Origin of the sequence: Wenyingzhuangia fucanilytica (assembly GCF_001697185.1) — a bacterium.
In the GTDB taxonomy this organism is placed as follows: domain Bacteria; phylum Bacteroidota; class Bacteroidia; order Flavobacteriales; family Flavobacteriaceae; genus Wenyingzhuangia; species Wenyingzhuangia fucanilytica.
In genome coordinates this window covers 3,020,819-3,038,063 of the sequence record NZ_CP014224.1, presented here as the reverse complement: position 1 = coordinate 3,038,063, position 17,245 = coordinate 3,020,819, and the positions used below count along the sequence as shown (strand labels likewise).

11 protein-coding genes are annotated in these 17,245 nt (G+C 32.7%); 5 read left to right on the top strand and 6 right to left on the bottom strand.

Annotation, left to right across the window (positions count from 1 at the left end; translation table 11 throughout):
- The first annotated feature begins 15 nt into the window (after window positions 1-15).
- On the top strand, window positions 16-1,791 hold the full coding sequence (locus tag AXE80_RS12520) for a GNAT family N-acyltransferase (protein WP_068827866.1): 1,776 nt from the start codon (window positions 16-18) through the stop codon (window positions 1,789-1,791).
- Here the strand turns inward: AXE80_RS12520 and AXE80_RS12515 are convergent.
- Window positions 1,775-3,313 carry a GH3 auxin-responsive promoter family protein gene (locus tag AXE80_RS12515; protein ID WP_068827864.1) on the bottom strand — a complete coding sequence of 513 codons (1,539 nt, stop codon included), beginning with the start codon at window positions 3,311-3,313 and terminating at the stop codon, window positions 1,775-1,777. The two genes, AXE80_RS12520 and AXE80_RS12515, sit on opposite strands and share 17 nt — an antisense overlap.
- A gap of 65 nt (window positions 3,314-3,378) precedes the next feature.
- Here AXE80_RS12515 and AXE80_RS12510 point away from each other — a divergent pair, with 65 nt between their 5' ends.
- On the top strand, window positions 3,379-4,173 hold the full coding sequence (locus AXE80_RS12510) for a DUF2797 domain-containing protein (RefSeq protein ID WP_068827862.1): 795 nt from the start codon (window positions 3,379-3,381) through the stop codon (window positions 4,171-4,173).
- 44 nt (window positions 4,174-4,217) lie between these two features.
- Here the strand turns inward: AXE80_RS12510 and fsa are convergent, their stop codons facing one another.
- The 3 genes from fsa to AXE80_RS12495 all read right to left on the bottom strand — a co-directional run bounded on the left by fsa (window position 4,218) and on the right by AXE80_RS12495 (window position 6,558).
- On the bottom strand, window positions 4,218-4,868 hold the full coding sequence (gene fsa, locus AXE80_RS12505; RefSeq protein ID WP_068827859.1) for a fructose-6-phosphate aldolase: 651 nt from the start codon (window positions 4,866-4,868) through the stop codon (window positions 4,218-4,220).
- A 144-nt stretch (window positions 4,869-5,012) separates the two neighbouring features.
- Window positions 5,013-5,669 (bottom strand): ribulose-phosphate 3-epimerase, encoded by a 657-nt coding sequence (rpe, locus tag AXE80_RS12500; RefSeq protein ID WP_068827856.1) that lies wholly within the window; start codon window positions 5,667-5,669, stop codon window positions 5,013-5,015.
- Window positions 5,670-5,694: 25 nt separating this feature from the next.
- Entirely contained in the window at window positions 5,695-6,558 is an 864-nt protein-coding gene (locus AXE80_RS12495; protein ID WP_068827853.1) for a sigma-70 family RNA polymerase sigma factor, read from the bottom strand.
- 500 nt (window positions 6,559-7,058) lie between these two features.
- On the opposite strand from AXE80_RS12495, the gene AXE80_RS12490 reads away from it, so the two are divergent.
- Genes AXE80_RS12490 through AXE80_RS12480 form a run of 3 tightly spaced genes read left to right on the top strand, consistent with a single transcriptional unit; the run spans window position 7,059 to window position 14,373 of the window.
- Window positions 7,059-11,492 carry an Ig-like domain-containing protein gene (locus AXE80_RS12490; RefSeq protein WP_068827850.1) on the top strand — a complete coding sequence of 1,478 codons (4,434 nt, stop codon included), beginning with the start codon at window positions 7,059-7,061 and terminating at the stop codon, window positions 11,490-11,492.
- Window positions 11,493-11,500: 8 nt separating this feature from the next.
- Complete coding sequence (locus AXE80_RS12485) at window positions 11,501-12,430, top strand: PorP/SprF family type IX secretion system membrane protein (RefSeq protein WP_068827847.1); 930 nt, start codon at window positions 11,501-11,503, stop codon at window positions 12,428-12,430.
- Window positions 12,431-12,441: 11 nt separating this feature from the next.
- Entirely contained in the window at window positions 12,442-14,373 is a 1,932-nt protein-coding gene (locus tag AXE80_RS12480) for an OmpA family protein (protein ID WP_068827845.1), read from the top strand.
- Window positions 14,374-14,438: 65 nt separating this feature from the next.
- Here the strand turns inward: AXE80_RS12480 and AXE80_RS12475 are convergent, their stop codons facing one another.
- Window positions 14,439-16,670: a polyribonucleotide nucleotidyltransferase gene (locus tag AXE80_RS12475; RefSeq protein ID WP_068827843.1), complete on the bottom strand. Its 2,232-nt coding sequence runs from the start codon at window positions 16,668-16,670 to the stop codon at window positions 14,439-14,441.
- 213 nt (window positions 16,671-16,883) lie between these two features.
- Window positions 16,884-17,153, bottom strand: a complete 270-nt coding sequence (gene rpsO / locus AXE80_RS12470) for a 30S ribosomal protein S15 (RefSeq protein WP_068827841.1) — start codon at window positions 17,151-17,153, stop codon at window positions 16,884-16,886.
- Window positions 17,154-17,245 lie beyond the last annotated feature (92 nt).

The following is a 17,245-nucleotide window of genomic DNA, read 5'->3' as shown; positions in this document are numbered from 1 at the left end:
ATTTAAGGTTGGATTATGCCATTAGTGAGTTCTAGAGATTTTTCTTCGTTATTAAAACTAAATAAAGTACCAGTAATTGGTAATTGGGTTGGGCGATTTTTTTTATTTGCTACACGCCTAAATAAAGCGAATAAGGTTTATGATAAACACAAACACAAAGAAGGGATTCCTTTCTTAGATGGTTTGTTAAACGAGTATGGAATTACATATCATATTTCTGAATCGGATTTAGCTAAAATTCCTAAAGAAGGAGCATTTGTAACTATTTCTAATCATCCTCTTGGAGGAATTGATGGAATTTTATTGTTAAGAATTTTATTAGAATCAAGAGCTGATTATAAAATAATAGCCAACTTTTTATTACACAAAATTAATCCATTAAAACCGTTTGTATTGCCAGTAAATCCTTTTGAGGATAGAAAGGATGATATATCAAGTGTAAAAGGATTAATAGCCGCTTTAAAACATCTAAAGGAAGGAAATCCTTTGGGAGTTTTTCCAGCAGGAGAAGTTTCTACCATTAAAGAGAGAAATATTTATGTAGATAACAAATGGGAAGAAGGTGCTATAAAATTGATAAAAAAAGCAAATGTACCTGTAGTACCTATTTATTTTCATGCAAAAAATAGTACTTGGTTTTATAGATTAGCTAAAATTAGTGGAACTTTAAGAACCTTAAAACTTCCATCAGAATTAAATAATAAAAGCAAACAGGTAATCCATATCAAAATAGGAACTCCTATTAAAGAAAAAGAGATTGCGGAAATAGATGATATTGCCACTTTAAATAGTTTTTTAAGGGGAAAAACTTATTTACTTTCTAAATCCTTTTTAAGAAAGAGAAAACAAATTTCTGAATACAGAAATCGCTTAATAAAAAAGGCAAAGGAAATTGCTTTACCTAAGAATCACGATGATATTTGTAAAGAAATAGATGCAATTAGAGATCATAAAAAGAGATTGTTTATTTCAAACGAATATGAGGTTTTTTTAACAAAGTCTGATGAAATTCCAAACTTGATGGAAGAAATTGGTAGGTTAAGAGAAATGACCTTTAGATTGATTGGTGAAGGAACTAATAAAAAATGCGATCTAGATAAGTATGATGATTATTACCATCATTTAATTTTATGGAATAAAACAGATCAACGATTTGTAGGAGCTTATCGTATGGGATTGGGAGAAGAGATTTTTAAACGCAATGGATTTAAAAGTTTTTATGTTTCTACTTTTTTTAGGTTTACTTCAGAAATGGACGAAAAACTTCCTAAAACTATTGAAATGGGTAGGGCGTTTATTGTGCCAGAATATCAGCAAAAACCAATGCCTTTATTTTTGTTGTGGAGAGGAATTGCAGCGGTTACAGTTAAATACCCTCAATACGAATATTTAATGGGTGGAGCTACCATTAGTAATTTGTTTACTAGTTATTCAAAATCAGTAATGATGAGTTTTTTAGATACTTATTATAAAAACGAAGAGGTATCGCCTTTTATTAGTTCTAAAAATCCTTTTAAGGTTGATCTAACTCCAAATGAAATAGAGTATATGAACAACTTTATTAATGGCGATGTAAGAAAATTAGACAATATAATTAAAGAGGTTGAAGGCGATAAATTGCGTTTGCCAGTATTGATAAAACAATACATCAAACAAAATTCAAAGTTTGTAGCTTATAATGTTGATAACGATTTTAACGACGCTATTGATGCATTAATTTTTATGAGAATTAAAGATATTCCCAAAGAAACTATAGAGCCTATTTTAAAAGATGTTACGCTTGAGAATTAATACTTTCTTTTTGCGAAAAACATTTAATTTCATCTATAAAACTTCGGTCGTTATAAAGTCTAGGCACTTTGTGTTGTCCTCCTAGCTTGTTTTTACTTTTTAACCAATTGTGAAATAAATTCTTTTCTGCAATACTAATTACAGGACTTGTTAAAGTCATGTCTTTATATCTTTTTGCTTCGTAATCAGAATTAATTTGTTTTAAAGCCTTGTCTAATGCATTTTTAAAGTTTTCTAGAGAATTTGGTAATTCATCAAACTCAATTAACCATTCATGACATCCTTTTGTCTTAATATCCATAAAAACAGGCGCTACAGTATATTCTTTAATGGTAGAATTGGTTTCTTTACAAGCTGTTTTTAAAGCCTGTTCAGCATTTTCAATAATTAGTTCTTCGCCAAAAGCATTGATAAAATGTTTGGTTCTTCCTGTTATTTTTATTCTGTGTGGAAAAGTAGAAGTAAATTTAATAGTGTCTCCAATAATGTATCTCCATAAACCAGCATTAGTGGTAATAACAAGCGCATAATTTTTGTTGATTTCTACTTCTGATAAAGGAATTGCTTTAGAGTTTGTGCTCTTGTATTCATCCATAGGGATAAACTCATAAAAAATACCGTAATCTAACATCAATAACAACTCATCACTATCGTTTTGATCTTGAATAGCAAAAAAACCTTCGGATGCATTATAGGTTTCATAGTATTTAAAAGTATCGGATGGAATTAATTTTTTGTACTGCTCTTTGTATGGTGAAAAGTTTACTCCTCCGTGAAAATAGACTTCTAAATTAGGCCAAACTTCTAAAATATTATCTTTTCCAGTGTGTTTTAAAACCCTTTCTAGCAAAACTAACATCCACGATGGAACTCCAGCCAAACTGGTAATATTTTCATCAATAGTTTCTTCAATAATAGCATCCATTTTTGCTTCCCATTCACTCATTAGAGCAACTTCTTGTTTAGGAGCGCTACTCATATCAGCCCATAACGGAAGATTTTCTATAATAATGGCAGATAAATCTCCAAAGTAACTTTCATTGTTTTCGTATACAGCGCTACTTCCTCCTAAACGTAAGTTTTTACCAGTAAAAAGTTTAGCATCTTCATTATTATTATAAAATAAAGTAAGCATGTCTTTTCCTCCTTTAAAATGACATTGTTTAATGGCATCTTCACTTACAGGAATAAACTTACTTTTTGCATTGGTGGTTCCGCTTGATTTTGCGTACCATTTAATTTTATTATCCCAAAGAATACTCTCGCCAGTATTGCGTTGTTCCTCTATATAAGGACTTAACGCCTCGTAATTCATTAATGGAACTTGGTTTTGAAAATCTTGATAAGTGTTTATATTTTTAAAATGGTATTTTTTACCATAACTAGTTTTAGCTGCGGAATCTAATAATTTAAGTAATTGTTCATTCTGAACTTCTACAGGGTATTTTAAAAAAAGCTCTACTTGATGTTTTCTTTTTTTAAGAAACCATGAAATAATTGAGTTTAGTATTGGGAATGTCATAGACTTAAAAGTACCTAATGCGATTAAAAATGAATATCTTTGAACAACTAAAATAACTTTTTTCCATGAAATTCCACGGTGTATTAACTAAAATGACCACAGAAAATAAGGATCAAGTTCAATATTATTTGTCTACTGATAGTCATGTATTGAATTTAAATCAATTAATGAATAAATCCATCTCCATTACTTTTGAAGGGTATGAATGTTTAAGTTGTGGAAAGGAGAAAAAGATTTTTAGACAAGGGCATTGTTATGAGTGTTTTTACGAACAACCTAGTGTTGCCGATTGGGTGATGAAACCAGAGTTGAGTAAAGCTCATTTAGGAATAGAAGACAGAAATTTGGCTTACGAAGAGAAAGCTCAGTTACAACCTCATATTGTGTATTTAGCATTATCTAGCAATGTAAAAGTTGGAGTAACTAGAAAAACTCAAATCCCAACACGTTGGATAGATCAAGGAGCAAATAAAGCCATTCCTTTTGTTGAAGTGCCAAATAGATATTTAGCTGGAATTACAGAAGTTGCTTTAAAAGATCATGTAAGTGATAAAACCAGTTGGCAAAAAATGTTAAAAAACAATGTAGCCGATGAGGATTTAATTAAAGTAAAACACGAATTAAGACAATTTTTACCCGAAGAAACACAACAGTATTATGTGCAAGAAGATGATGTTTTAGAACTGAATTATCCTGTAGAAAATTATCCTCTAAAAGTTGGAAGTCTAAATTTAGACAAAGAGAATTTTTATGAAGGAGTTTTAAAAGGTGTAAAAGGTCAATATTTAATTTTTGAAGATGGTAAAGTTTTTAATGTTAGATCTTATGAAGGATATAAAGTAAGCTTAGAAATAGCATAAAAAAAGCGACTCAATTTAGAGTCGCTTTTTTTATGGAGTTTATTTTACAAGCTTTTAGCGTCTTCTAAAAATTTAGCTAGTCCGCTGTCTGTTAAAGGATGTTTTAACAAACCTTCAATGGCAGATAATGGCCCTGTCATAACATCGGCACCAATTTTAGCACAATCTACAATATGCATAGTGTGTCTTACAGAAGCTGCTAAAATTTCAGTTTCAAAATCATAGTTATCATAAACTTCTCTAATTTCACTAATCAAGTGTAAACCATCAGTAGAAATATCATCCAAACGACCAATAAATGGAGATACATAAGTTGCTCCAGCTTTGGCTGCTAATAATGCTTGTCCAACAGAAAACACCAAAGTAAGATTGGTTTTAATTCCTTTGGCACTAAAGTATCTACAGGCCTTAATACCATCTTTAATCATAGGTAATTTAACCACAATTTGTGGGTGTAATGCAGCTAAAGCTTCTCCTTCTTTAACCATTCCGTCAAAATCGGTAGAAATTACTTCGGCGCTTACATCACCATCTACAATTTCACAAATTGTTTTATAATGATTAATAATGTTTGCTTCTCCTCTAATTCCTTCTTTGGCCATTAAAGATGGGTTGGTGGTTACACCATCTAAAACTCCTAAGGCTTGAGCCTCTTCAATTTGACTTAAGTTTGCGGTGTCTATAAAAAATTTCATCTTTCTTAAATTTGTTGTGTATAGTAAATATATAAATCCTTTTGATAGAAAGAAAGTTTATTAAGAGCCACAATGTTAACATTTGATGAAATAAAAAAAGCTCCTTATTAAAAGGAGCTTTTTTAAATGTATTAAGAGGAATGATTAGTTAATCAATTCTTTTAATTCTTTAACTGTTTGTATTGGGTCTTCTGCTCCAAAAACAAAACTACCAGCCACCAATACATCTGCACCAACTTCTATCAAGTTATTTGCATTTTTACTAGTTACACCACCGTCAATTTCAATTTTAGTATCACAACCTTTAAACGTAATTAAATTCTTTAATTGTTGCACTTTAGTATAAGTGTTCTCAATAAAAGATTGTCCTCCAAAACCAGGGTTTACACTCATAATACACACTAAGTCTAAATCTTGAATGATATCCTCTAAAACAGAGATAGGAGTATGCGGATTTAATGCCACACCAGCTTGCATTCCTTCAGCCTTAATCGATTGGATAGTTCTGTGTAAATGTGTACACGCTTCGTAATGTACAGTTAAAATATCTGCACCAATTTCTTTAAATGTTTTAATGTATTGATCTGGATTCACAATCATTAAATGCACGTCTAAAGGTTTGGTAGCATGCTTTTTTATAGCCTGCATCACTGGCATTCCAAAAGAAATATTTGGAACAAAAACACCATCCATTATATCAATATGAAACCAATCGGCATCACTACTGTTAATCATTTCTACATCTCTTTGGATGTTTGCAAAATCGGCTGCTAATACCGATGGAGCTACTAATTTACTCATCTTTGTTTTTGTATAGTATGAAAGACTAACCTAAGTAAGTCATTAAAATTTTACTTCTAGAAGTATGCTTTAATCTACGAATTGCTTTTTCTTTAATTTGACGAACACGTTCACGAGTTAAATCAAAAGTTTCTCCAATTTCTTCTAAAGTCATAGGTTGGTGTTCACCCAATCCAAAGTACAAACGAACAACGTCTGCTTCTCTAGGAGTTAAAGTTTCTAAAGCACGTTCTATCTCTACTTTTAAAGATTCATGTAATAACGTTCTATCTGGGTTTGGAGATTCTCCAGAGTTTAATACATCGTATAAGTTAGAATCTTCACCTTCAATTAATGGAGCATCCATAGATACGTGACGACCAGAGTTTTTCATAGACTCTTTTACATCATTCACAGTCATGTCCAATTTCTTAGCAATTTCTTCTGCAGATGGTGGACGTTCGTTTTCTTGCTCTAAGAAAGCGTACATTTTATTGATTTTATTAATAGAACCAATTTTGTTTAATGGTAAACGTACAATACGAGATTGTTCTGCCAATGCTTGTAAAATAGATTGACGAATCCACCATACAGCATAAGAGATAAATTTAAAACCACGAGTTTCATCAAAACGTTTTGCTGCCTTAATTAATCCCAAGTTTCCTTCATTAATTAAATCAGGTAAGGTTAATCCTTGATTTTGGTATTGTTTTGCAACAGATACTACGAAACGTAAGTTAGCTTTTGTTAAACGCTCTAAAGCAGCTTGGTCTCCGGCTTTAATTCTTTGTGCTAATTCTACCTCCATGTCGGCAGTAATTAAGTCTACTTTTCCAATTTCTTGTAAGTATTTATCTAAAGAAGCCGTTTCACGATTCGTAACCTGCTTGGTGATTTTAAGTTGTCTCATTGAATTTTACTTGTTAAACTTTAATGTGTCTTTCTAAATACGAGCTTATCTTGTTTTTTGTTACAAAAAGAACGTAATATTTTTAATGTTATTTTAATGGTATGTCGTAAGTATTTGATATATAGTGATTAATGTTTTTGATGGTTTGAAAGTTGCATTGTTAATTAACATTTGTTAGCTTTGAGTAATTGCTATAAAAAAATAATTATGAAAAAGAAAAACACTATTCAAAAGGACTTCTCAGTCCTAATTCCAAGTCAAAATATTTTTATTAATCCTCATCTAAGTCTCTAAGTTCTGTAATTAAGAGATAAAGAAAAGAGAAACCGTTTTTGTTAGGTAGGGTTCTATGGAGTTGATTTCAATTTCATAATAATCTTGTCTTAATTATAGCTATAGATATAATTGAATAGGGGTTATTGTATGTTTAATAACATGCAATGATGTTTTATTTATGTATATGGTGATAAAAATAATGGTTGATAATTAAATTGTATGCTATGAAAAATCAAAATTATTTTAAACTCATTTTATTAGTGGGATTGTTTTGTGCATTGGGGATATTTAAAACCTATTCACAACAAGTTTATGCGACAACAGCAACTGAACTTTCTTCAGGAAACCGGGTGGATGATGAGGGAAATGCGGCCGCAAATAACGGCAATCTAGCAAAGGTTAGATCCTATGGAGGAATTGCAGTTGGTATTGGTGCTTATGCGGGTGAACTAAAGTTAACGTTTCCAAATACAGTACCTGCCAATACAACTACTTATATAAGAGTAGGTGATGGTGGTACTGGTCTATTAGACTTATTATTGGGTGGTTCTTTAGGTACATTATTATCAAATGTAGTTGGAACTATTGCTTTAGGAGATCATTTTGTAGAAGTTTCTGCTTTAGATGGTTCAAATAATACGGTTGTAACTGGTAGATCAGATAATATTACTTCATCTTCTGTTCTTAAAGTAGTAAGAAATAAAGATGGAGAAACATTTTTTGCGATTACTCCTGCTGTAGACTATAAGTCGGTAGTTATAAAAGACAATACCAATGCATTGTTGTTGGGAACTAGTAATTTTATAAATGTTCATCATGCTTTTTACTTGGATTCAGCTTCTATGTTTTGTAATCCAAGTGGAATTTTTACTTCATATGATGGAACAGGGATTAGTTTAGGTTTATTAGACCCTTTAGGAGTTTTGGGAACTACAGGGGTGGAAAATCCAGAATATGCTATTGATGATGATGACGCTACTTATTCTAAAATTAATGTAGGGATTGTAAGCGCCTTGGCTACTGTTTATCAAGATATTCAATTTCCAACAACAGCTACCTCTACAGATCAGTTAGAGATAAGAATTAGAGGTTTAGAAGGTGCTTTAGTGAATGTTGCTGTACTACAGAATATTAATATCGATTTATATAATGCGGGAGCAGTGGTTTATTCAACTACTGTAGATGCCGCAAATTTATTGGCATTGTTGCCTTCTGCAGGAGGTGATATTAGTAAGGTTTCTGTAACTCCTGGAGTTCAGTTTGATAAGTTAAGAGTTACTTTGGTTTCCCCACTAGGTGTTAACTTGGCTCAACAAGTAGATTTATTTGGAGCAAAAATTACACCTGCTCCTCCTACACTTGGTCCAGGGGAGGATAATCAAGCTTTTTGTACCATTCAAAATGCTACAGTAGCAAATTTAGCAGCTACGGTGGGAATAGGATCTGTTATTTGGTATGATCAAGAAACAGGAGGAACAGCATATGCTGGTACAGATGCCTTAACTAATGGAACAGTTTATTATGGAGCAACTTTAGATGGAAGTTGTGAAAGTCTTTCAAGAGTTGCAGTAACAGTTGCAGTTTCAGATTCAGATACTCCTACAACGACAGAAGCCACGCAGAGTTTTTGTGCAGTAGATAATCCTAAAATTTCAGATTTATCAGCCGATGTTACTGCAGGAGTAATTACATGGTATGATCAAGCAATTGGAGGAACAGCTTATACTTCAACGGATGTATTGGTGGATGGTGAAAAATACTATGCAGCAAATACTGTTGGTAGTTGTGAAAGTAGTTCAAGGTTAGAAGTTACTGCAGTAGTAACAAATCCAACAATTCCAACAACTGTAAATGCGAATCAAAGTTTTTGTGCTGTTGATGCCCCAACCATTGCAGATTTAGATGCTACTGCAAGTGGTACTATAATTTGGTACAATCAGGCAATTGGAGGAACGGCCTATACTTCGGCTGATGTATTAGTGAATGGAAATACATATTATGCTGCAAATTCAGATGGTACTTGTGAAGGTAGTTCAAGGTTAGAAGTTACTGTGACTGTTTCTGATGCAGCGGTGCCAACTACAACACAAACAACACAAAGTTTTTGTACTGTTGACGCACCAACAGTAGCAGATTTAGATGCTACAGCAAGTGGTACGGTAACATGGTATAATCAAGCAGTTGGTGGAGCAGCTTATGCTGATACAGATGTGTTAGTGAATGGAAACACATATTATGCTGCTAATATAAATGGTAGTTGTGAAAGTAGTCTTAGATTAGAAGTGACAGTTGAAATTGGAGATTCTGCTGTACCAACTACTACAGAAGCTACACAGAGTTTTTGTACAGTAGATAATCCTAAAATTTCAGATTTGTCTGCTGATGTTGCTACGGGAGTAATTACATGGTATGATCAAGCAATTGGAGGAACAGCTTATGCCGATACAGATGTTTTGGTAAACGGGGATAAATATTATGCGGCAAATACTGTTGGAACTTGTGAAAGTAGTACAAGGTTAGAAGTTTCGGTGTCTATTTCAGATGCTACAACTCCAACAACTACAGTTGGAGCAGCTCAAAGTTTTTGTGCAGCAAATAATCCAACTGTTGCCGATTTAGATGCCACAGCAAGTGGAACTATTATATGGTATAATCAAGCAGTTGACGGAACAGCTTACGTAGCTACTGATGCTTTGATTGATGGAGGAGAATATTATGCTGCAAATTTAGATGGAAGTTGTGAGAGTAGTTCTCGTTTAAAGGTAACTGTAAGTATTAATAATCCATCAACACCAACTACTACAGTAGGAGCTGCACAAAGTTTTTGTGCAGTAAATAATCCAACTGTTGCAGATTTAGATGCTACAGCAAGTGGAACCGTTGTTTGGTATAATCAAGCTAGTGGAGGAACAGCTTATGCGAGTACTGATGTTTTGATTGATGGAGGAGAATATTATGCTGCAAATTTAGAAGGAGGTTGTGAAAGTGATACAAGGTTAAAAGTAACTGTAGAAGTTGCAAATCCATCAACACCAACTACTACTGTTGGAGCAACACAAAGTTTTTGTGCAGTAAATAATCCAACTGTTGCAGATTTAGATGCTTCAGCAAGTGGAACAGTTATATGGTATGACCAAGCAGTTGGAGGAACAGCTTATTCATCTACAGATGTTTTAGTGGATGGAGATAAATATTACGCCGTAAATTTAGATAGAGGTTGTGAAAGTAGTTCTCGATTAGAAGTTTCCGTATCTGTTTCAAACCCAGCAACTCCAACTACAACAGTCGGAGCGAATCAAAGTTTTTGTGCAATTGATAGTCCAACTATTGCAGATTTAGATGCTACAGCAAGTGGAACCATTGTATGGTATAATCAAGCAAGTGGAGGAACAGCTTATGCGAGTACTGATGTTTTGATTGATGGAGGAGAATATTATGCTGCAAATTTAGAAGGAGGTTGTGAGAGCCCTACAAGGTTAAAAATTGAGGTAGCGGTAAATGGTCCAGCTATTCCAACAACAACAGAGATTACTCAAAGTTTTTGTACAACGGTAGATCCAACTATTGCAGATTTAGATGCTACAGCAAGTGGAACCATTGTTTGGTATAATCAAGCTAGTGGAGGAACAGCCTATGCAAATACGGATTTATTAGTAGACGGAACTTCTTATTATGCCGCAAATTTAGAAGGCGGTTGTGAGAGTACAACAAGACTAAAAGTAGATGTGATATTAGGTTTTGATTTAGCGTTGGTAGGAACATTAAACGGTGTGTGTTTAGGAAATACTGAAACGTATGAGTTGCCAACAGGCTTAGCTCCTTACACCTGGACAGTAACAGGAGGAAACGTTATTTCAGGTGGTTCTAGTAATGACCATACTATCGAAATTCAATGGCTGAGTTTATCAAATACAAAAATAGACGTAGAGATAACAGGTGGATGTTATTTAAGCAATGTAAAAACATTTGATATTGGAGTTACAGATGTTTGTACATCATCGAGAAGTACAGAAGATTTAGAAATTACTAGTGAGGTAAATAATATCAATCCAGAGATTGAAGAGGAAATTACGTTTACCGTAAGAGTTATAAATACTTCTTCATCTACGATGTTTATGGATGTAAATATTTCGGAAATTTTAACAAGCGGATTTACATATGTGAGTAGTTCTACTACCATGGGAGCTTACGATTCATCAACAGGTATGTGGAATATTCCTACACTATCAGGAAATGATGACGCTGAAATGATCTTAAAGGTAAAAGTAAATTCATCAGGAAATTACCTAAATACAGCGGCAATTATTGATTCAACTCCTTTAGATGCTAGTACAGCAAACAATAGTGTAGAAATATTGGTAGAGCCATCTTGTTTAAAAGTATACAACCATATGACACCAAATGGTGATGGGATGAATGATTGTTTAATGATTTCTTGTATTGAAAACTATGATAACACCATGTTAGAAATCTTTGATAGATATGGTGCGCTAGTGTATAAAAAAGCAAATTATAAAAATGATTGGGATGGAGTTGCTAATCAAACAAGTACCATTATTAAAAAAGGAGAGCAATTGCCAAATGGAACGTATTTCTATCATTTAGAACTTAATAATGGTAGTAAGCCAAAAACAGGTTGGATTCAAATAACTAAATAATTAAAATGATGAAAAAAGAAATAAATTATTCAAAACACCTTTTTTTAATAATCACTTTAATTATGGTGGTTAGTGTAAATGCTCAAGATGAGCCACAGTATACGCAATATGTAAATAATACAATGACATATAATCCTGCTTATATAAGTACACAGGAAGATATTACATTTACAGCCTTAGGAAGGTCTCAATGGTCAGGAGTGCAAGGAGCTCCTAAAACATTAACCTTTTCTGCTTTATTTCCTAGTGGGTACAGAGGTATAGGTTCTGGTATTAATGTGATTCACGATGAAATTGGTCCGACTTCTCAGACCTTTCTTACGGCAAATTTTTCTTATGAGTTAAAATTATCGCCAAAAGTATTTACCTCTTTTGGGTTAAGCGGAGGAGGATCATTACTGAATATTAATTTTGATGAGGGGACAGCGGTTGATAATAATGACCCTTTATTAGATAATAAAAAGAATGAGTTTGATCCAGTTCTAGGAGTTGGAATCATGACTTATGCAGATAAGTGGTATGTAGGTTTGTCTGTACCGAATCTTCTTAAGACTAGTTATTATTCTGTAAACGGAGGTGGAATAGTTGATGAGAATTTACAGTTCTTATTAATGGGAGGTTATGTTTTTGATATTACTCAATATCTAAAATTTAAACCAGCAGTATTGACTAGGTTCTCAAACAAATCTCCTTTAGTAGTTGATTATTCTGCCAACTTTTTAATTAATGATATTGTTCGTTTAGGACTTTCGTATAGGTCAACTGAGATTGTAAGTTTATTAGCAGGTCTTCAGTTGTCAAGAAGTTTTTATATAGGATATTCTTATGATTATACTTTAAGTGAGTTATCAACGTCTGACGATGGATCTCATGAAATTATGCTTCGATTTACAATTCCTAGTAAACTAAAAACAATTCAATCACCAAGGTTTTATTAAAATAATACACTATGAAAAAGAAATTATTAATTTATTGTTTGTTGTTTAGTTGTTCGTGGGGTTTTTATGGACAAACAGCAATTAAGAAAAAAGCAGATAAGGCATTTGCCAAAATGAGTTATAATGTAGCTTATAAAGAATATTCAGAACTCGAAAAAGAGAATAAGCTTAAAAATAGTCAGTTGCTAAATTTGGCTAACAGTTGTTATTACACAAGAAGGTTTAAACAAGCGGCAGAAAAATATACCACCTATTTGTATAGAGGGGGGGAGTTAAGCTTATTAGAGATGAATAGGTATTTTGAATCTTTAAAAAGAGGAGGGTATAAAAAAGCGCTAATAGAAGATGCGATTGATTTAAGATTAAATTTGTTCTCTAAAGAAATTAGAGAAAGGTATAAAATGTCAACTTCTAAAAATGAAGAATTTTCTAAAATGGTTAGTGAGTATGAGCTAAAAAATTTAGATATCAATTCTAAGTTTTCTGATTTTGGAGTTTGTTTTCTTTCAGATTCTAGTGTTGTTTTTTCATCTTCTAGAGAAAATAAAGGGTTTACCAAAGTGTATAAATCAATAAAACAGCCATATATTAATATGTATTTAGCCAAAGTTAATGGTAAAGGAGAGATAGATTCTTTATCAATCCAGAAATTTAACAAGTCCGATGATTTACATTTTTCTTCACCGTCATACGATAAAAATTATGATAGGATTTTTTATACACAGTCTGTAGAAGAAAATAGAAAATTAGTATTTACTGAAAATAAAAATACTTTTAGAATTGTTTATGGTTTTATGAATGGAAATGAAAAAGACAGAGAGTTATATAATTATCCTAAAAAACATGATGGATATTCTTATGGACAGCCTTATTTTGATGAGAAGCAGAGCAGATTGTATTTTGTTTCGGACAGACCAGGTGGATATGGAGGTACAGATATTTATTATGTAGAATTAAAAGGAGAAGTTATTGTTTCTGAACCAATAAATCTAGGGGAGAATATCAATACTGTTGCTAATGAAATGTTTCCTATAGTTCACAATCAAAACTTATATTTTTCATCAAATATTTTTACGGGTTATGGAGGTTTAGATGTGTATAAATCTGAAATAAAAAATAACGAATTTACCTTACCTGTAAATATGGGAGAGCCTATTAACTCTATAGATGATGATTTTTCATATCAAATTAGTAGTGTTGATGACTATACCGTTAAAGGGTATTTATCTTCTAATAGAAAAGGCGGTAAAGGAGATGATGATATTTATTCTTTTATAGAAACCAAATCTTTAAAAAAGGTTGAGATTAGTGGTTTTGCCATAGAGAAAAAGACATTTATAAAACTTTCAAATGCTAAAGTTCATGTTTCGGATATGTCTGGAAAGTTAATTAATACGTTTACAACAGATAGTTTGGGAGCTTATAAGGTGTTATTACCTATTGATCAGGATTATAAATTCCATGTAGTAAAAGAAGGACATGTTTCTGATAATGGTATTGTTAGTTTGACTGGAGTTCAAAATCTTAATCCAGTTGATAAGGATTTTTATTTAGAAAAAGAATTGATAGAGGATAAGTACGGAAATGTTAAAATCAATTTAGAACCTGTGTATTTTGAATATGATGATGCAAGCATTACTCCACGTGCAGAAAAACAATTACAAGTTGCTATTGATTATTTAAATAAATACCCAGAAGATATATTTAAGTTAGAAGCACATACCGATTCAAGAGGAGGTAAGAGTTATAATTTAAGATTGTCTGAAAGGAGAGCAAAATCAGTAGGAGAGTATCTTTTGTCTAAGGGAATTGCTCCAGAAAGGATTGTTTCTGTTAAAGGGTTTGGTGAAACAAAATTAATTAATGAATGTTCTGATAATGCTGAATGTACCGAGGAAGAACACGAATCTAATAGAAGAACAGATTTTGTGATTGTAAAATAATATATAATTGTAAAACTAAAAAAGCACCTCATTTGAGGTGCTTTTTGTATTTCTAAGAATAAAAACTATTCAGCTTTTTTCTCTTCTCTAGGTTTTCTATCGTCTCTACGATTGTCTTTTCCTCTGTTGTCACGCCCACCACGGTCGTTGTTTTCTCTTGGAGGTCTTGGTTTAAAACCTTCAGGTTTTGGTAATAAAGCTTTTCTAGAAACTTTTTCTTTACGAGTTTTAGGATCTTTACCAAAGTATTTTACTTCGAATACATCACCCATGTTTACTACATCCGTAACATTTTCTGTACGTTCCCAAGCCAATTCACTTACGTGTAATAAAACTTCGTTTCCTGGTGCTTGAGTATATTCTACTACGGCTCCAAAATCTAACATTTTAATTACTTTTACCTCGTATTTTTCACCAACTTCAGGTTTGAATAACATAGACTCAATATTAGCTAATACTTTGTCTATTCCTTCTTGGTTAGTTCCTAAAATTTCAACAATTCCTTCAGTTGTTTTAGGGTCTTCATTAATTACAATAGTACATCCTGTTTCTTTTTGTAATTCTTGAATGTTTTTACCTCCAGGTCCAATTAATGCACCAATATAATCGTTAGGAATTACTCTAGTAATCATTTTAGGAGAGTGCGCTTTTACATCAGTGTTAGGAGTTTCAATTACTTCTGTAATTTTCCCTAATATATGTAAACGTCCTTCTCTAGCTTGCTTTAAAGCATTTACTAAAATTTCGTAAGACAATCCTTTTACTTTAATATCCATCTGACAAGCAGTAATACCATCAGCAGTACCAGTTACTTTAAAGTCCATATCTCCTAAGTGATCTTCATCACCTAAAATATCAGACAATACAGCGTAACGACTACCATCAGAAATTAATCCCATTGCAATACCAGAAACTGGTTTTGTAATTTGAACTCCAGCATCCATTAAAGCCATAGTACCTGCACAAACAGTAGCCATAGAAGAAGAACCGTTAGATTCTAATACTTCTGAAACAACTCTTACAGTGTAAGGACATTCAGCAGGAATCATTCCTTTTAATGCTCTTTGTGCTAAGTTTCCATGTCCAACCTCTCTACGAGAAGTACCTCTTAAAGGTCTAGCTTCACCAGTACAGAATGGAGGGAAGTTATAGTGTAAATAGAATTTTTCTTCTCCTTCGTGAGTAGGCGAGTCAATAATATTTGCATCTCTAGAAGTTCCTAAAGTTACAGTTGCTAAAGCTTGAGTTTCTCCACGAGTAAAAATAGAAGATCCGTGAGTAGAAGGTAAATAATCTACCTCTCCCCAAATTGGTCTAATTTCAGTTGTCTTACGACCATCTAAACGTAAACCTTCTGCTAATGTTAATTCACGAACAGCTTCTTTTTGAGATTTGTTAAAGTATTTTCCAATTAAGTCTCCGTACTCCTCTTTTTCTTCTTCTGAAAAAGTAGCTAAAACTTCTTCTTTAACAGCTTCAAAAGCATCAGTTCTTTCAACTTTAGAAGTTCCTTTCGCAGCAATAGCGTAACATTTATCGTAAGTTAATTCTTTGATACGAGCAGCTAATTCTTCGTTTTCTTCAGCTTGAGTGTATTCACGAGTTTCTTTCTTTCCAAATGCTTCTGCTAATTTAACTTGGGCAGCACATTGTACTTTAATCGCTTCGTGAGCAAATTTAATGGCATCAGCCATTTCTTCTTCAGAAATCTCATCCATTTCTCCTTCAACCATCATTACAGAATCAGCAGAAGCACCAATCATCATATCGATGTCAGATTCCGCTAATTGAGCTCTTGTTGGGTTGATTACGAATTCTCCGTTAATTCTACCTACACGAGCTTCTGAAATTGGAGTTTCAAAAGGAATATCTGATAATTGAATTGCTGCAGAAGCACCTAATCCTGCTAATGCATCTGGCATAACTTCAGGGTCATGAGACATTAATTGAATCATTACTTGAGTTTCTGCGTGGTAATCTTTTGGGAATAAAGGACGTAATACACGGTCTATTAAACGCATAGTTAATACCTCGTCATCACTTGGTCTAGCTTCTCTTTTAAAGAAACCTCCAGGGTATTTACCTGCAGCTGCAAATTTTTCTCTATAATCTACTGTTAATGGTAAAAAATCTACGTCTGATTGTTTGTAGTTAGAAACTACAGTACAAAGTAACATTGCATTTCCCATTTGCACCACAACGCTACCATGAGCTTGTTTTGCTAATTTTCCAGTTTCGATAGATACGGTTCTCCCGTCTCCTAATTCGATAACTTCTTTATATACCTTAGGTATCATAAATAAAATGTTTTAAATGTTGAATTAAATAAGAAAATTCAACGGTTATTGTTTAACAAAAATGTTGTGTTGTTGTAGGGTTTTTTGTTAACAATGGAATCAGAAGCTTTGTCCTGACCTCTTATTTTGTGTAAACTGATATAAAATATCAGCGAAGTGTCTAAAATAAAAAAAAGAGGCGATTAAGCCTCTCTTTATATGTTATATCTTGAATTATTTTCTTAATCCTAATTCTGCGATAATTGCACGGTAACGTAAAATGTCTGTTTTTACTAAGTAATCTAATAAAGATCTACGTTTACCAACTAACTTTACTAATGAACGTTGAGTGTTGTAGTCTTTTCTGTTAGCCTTTAAGTGGTTAGTTAAATGTGCAATTCTGTAAGTGAATAATGCAATTTGTCCTTCTGTAGAACCAGTGTCATTTGCTGACTTTCCGTGTTTAGCGAAAATTTCCGCTTTTTTCTCTTGTGATAAATACATGCTAATATTTTTGTAAATGATTATTATGCGGATTACCTCTTTGGTAATCGGCTGCAAATATATACATTTTATTTAAAATAAAACAATAGTGT

Bases quoted from the DNA above. Each gene is read 5' to 3' on its own strand.
- AXE80_RS12520 (WP_068827866.1), top strand. From the start codon at position 16: ATGCCATTAGTGAGTTCTAGAGATTTTTCTTCGTTATTAAAACTAAAT.
- AXE80_RS12515 (WP_068827864.1), bottom strand. From the start codon at position 3,313: ATGACATTCCCAATACTAAACTCAATTATTTCATGGTTTCTTAAAAAA.
- AXE80_RS12510 (WP_068827862.1), top strand. From the start codon at position 3,379: ATGAAATTCCACGGTGTATTAACTAAAATGACCACAGAAAATAAGGAT.
- fsa (WP_068827859.1), bottom strand. From the start codon at position 4,868: ATGAAATTTTTTATAGACACCGCAAACTTAAGTCAAATTGAAGAGGCT.
- rpe (WP_068827856.1), bottom strand. From the start codon at position 5,669: ATGAGTAAATTAGTAGCTCCATCGGTATTAGCAGCCGATTTTGCAAAC.
- AXE80_RS12495 (WP_068827853.1), bottom strand. From the start codon at position 6,558: ATGAGACAACTTAAAATCACCAAGCAGGTTACGAATCGTGAAACGGCT.
- AXE80_RS12490 (WP_068827850.1), top strand. From the start codon at position 7,059: ATGAAAAATCAAAATTATTTTAAACTCATTTTATTAGTGGGATTGTTT.
- AXE80_RS12485 (WP_068827847.1), top strand. From the start codon at position 11,501: ATGAAAAAAGAAATAAATTATTCAAAACACCTTTTTTTAATAATCACT.
- AXE80_RS12480 (WP_068827845.1), top strand. From the start codon at position 12,442: ATGAAAAAGAAATTATTAATTTATTGTTTGTTGTTTAGTTGTTCGTGG.
- AXE80_RS12475 (WP_068827843.1), bottom strand. From the start codon at position 16,670: ATGATACCTAAGGTATATAAAGAAGTTATCGAATTAGGAGACGGGAGA.
- rpsO (WP_068827841.1), bottom strand. From the start codon at position 17,153: ATGTATTTATCACAAGAGAAAAAAGCGGAAATTTTCGCTAAACACGGA.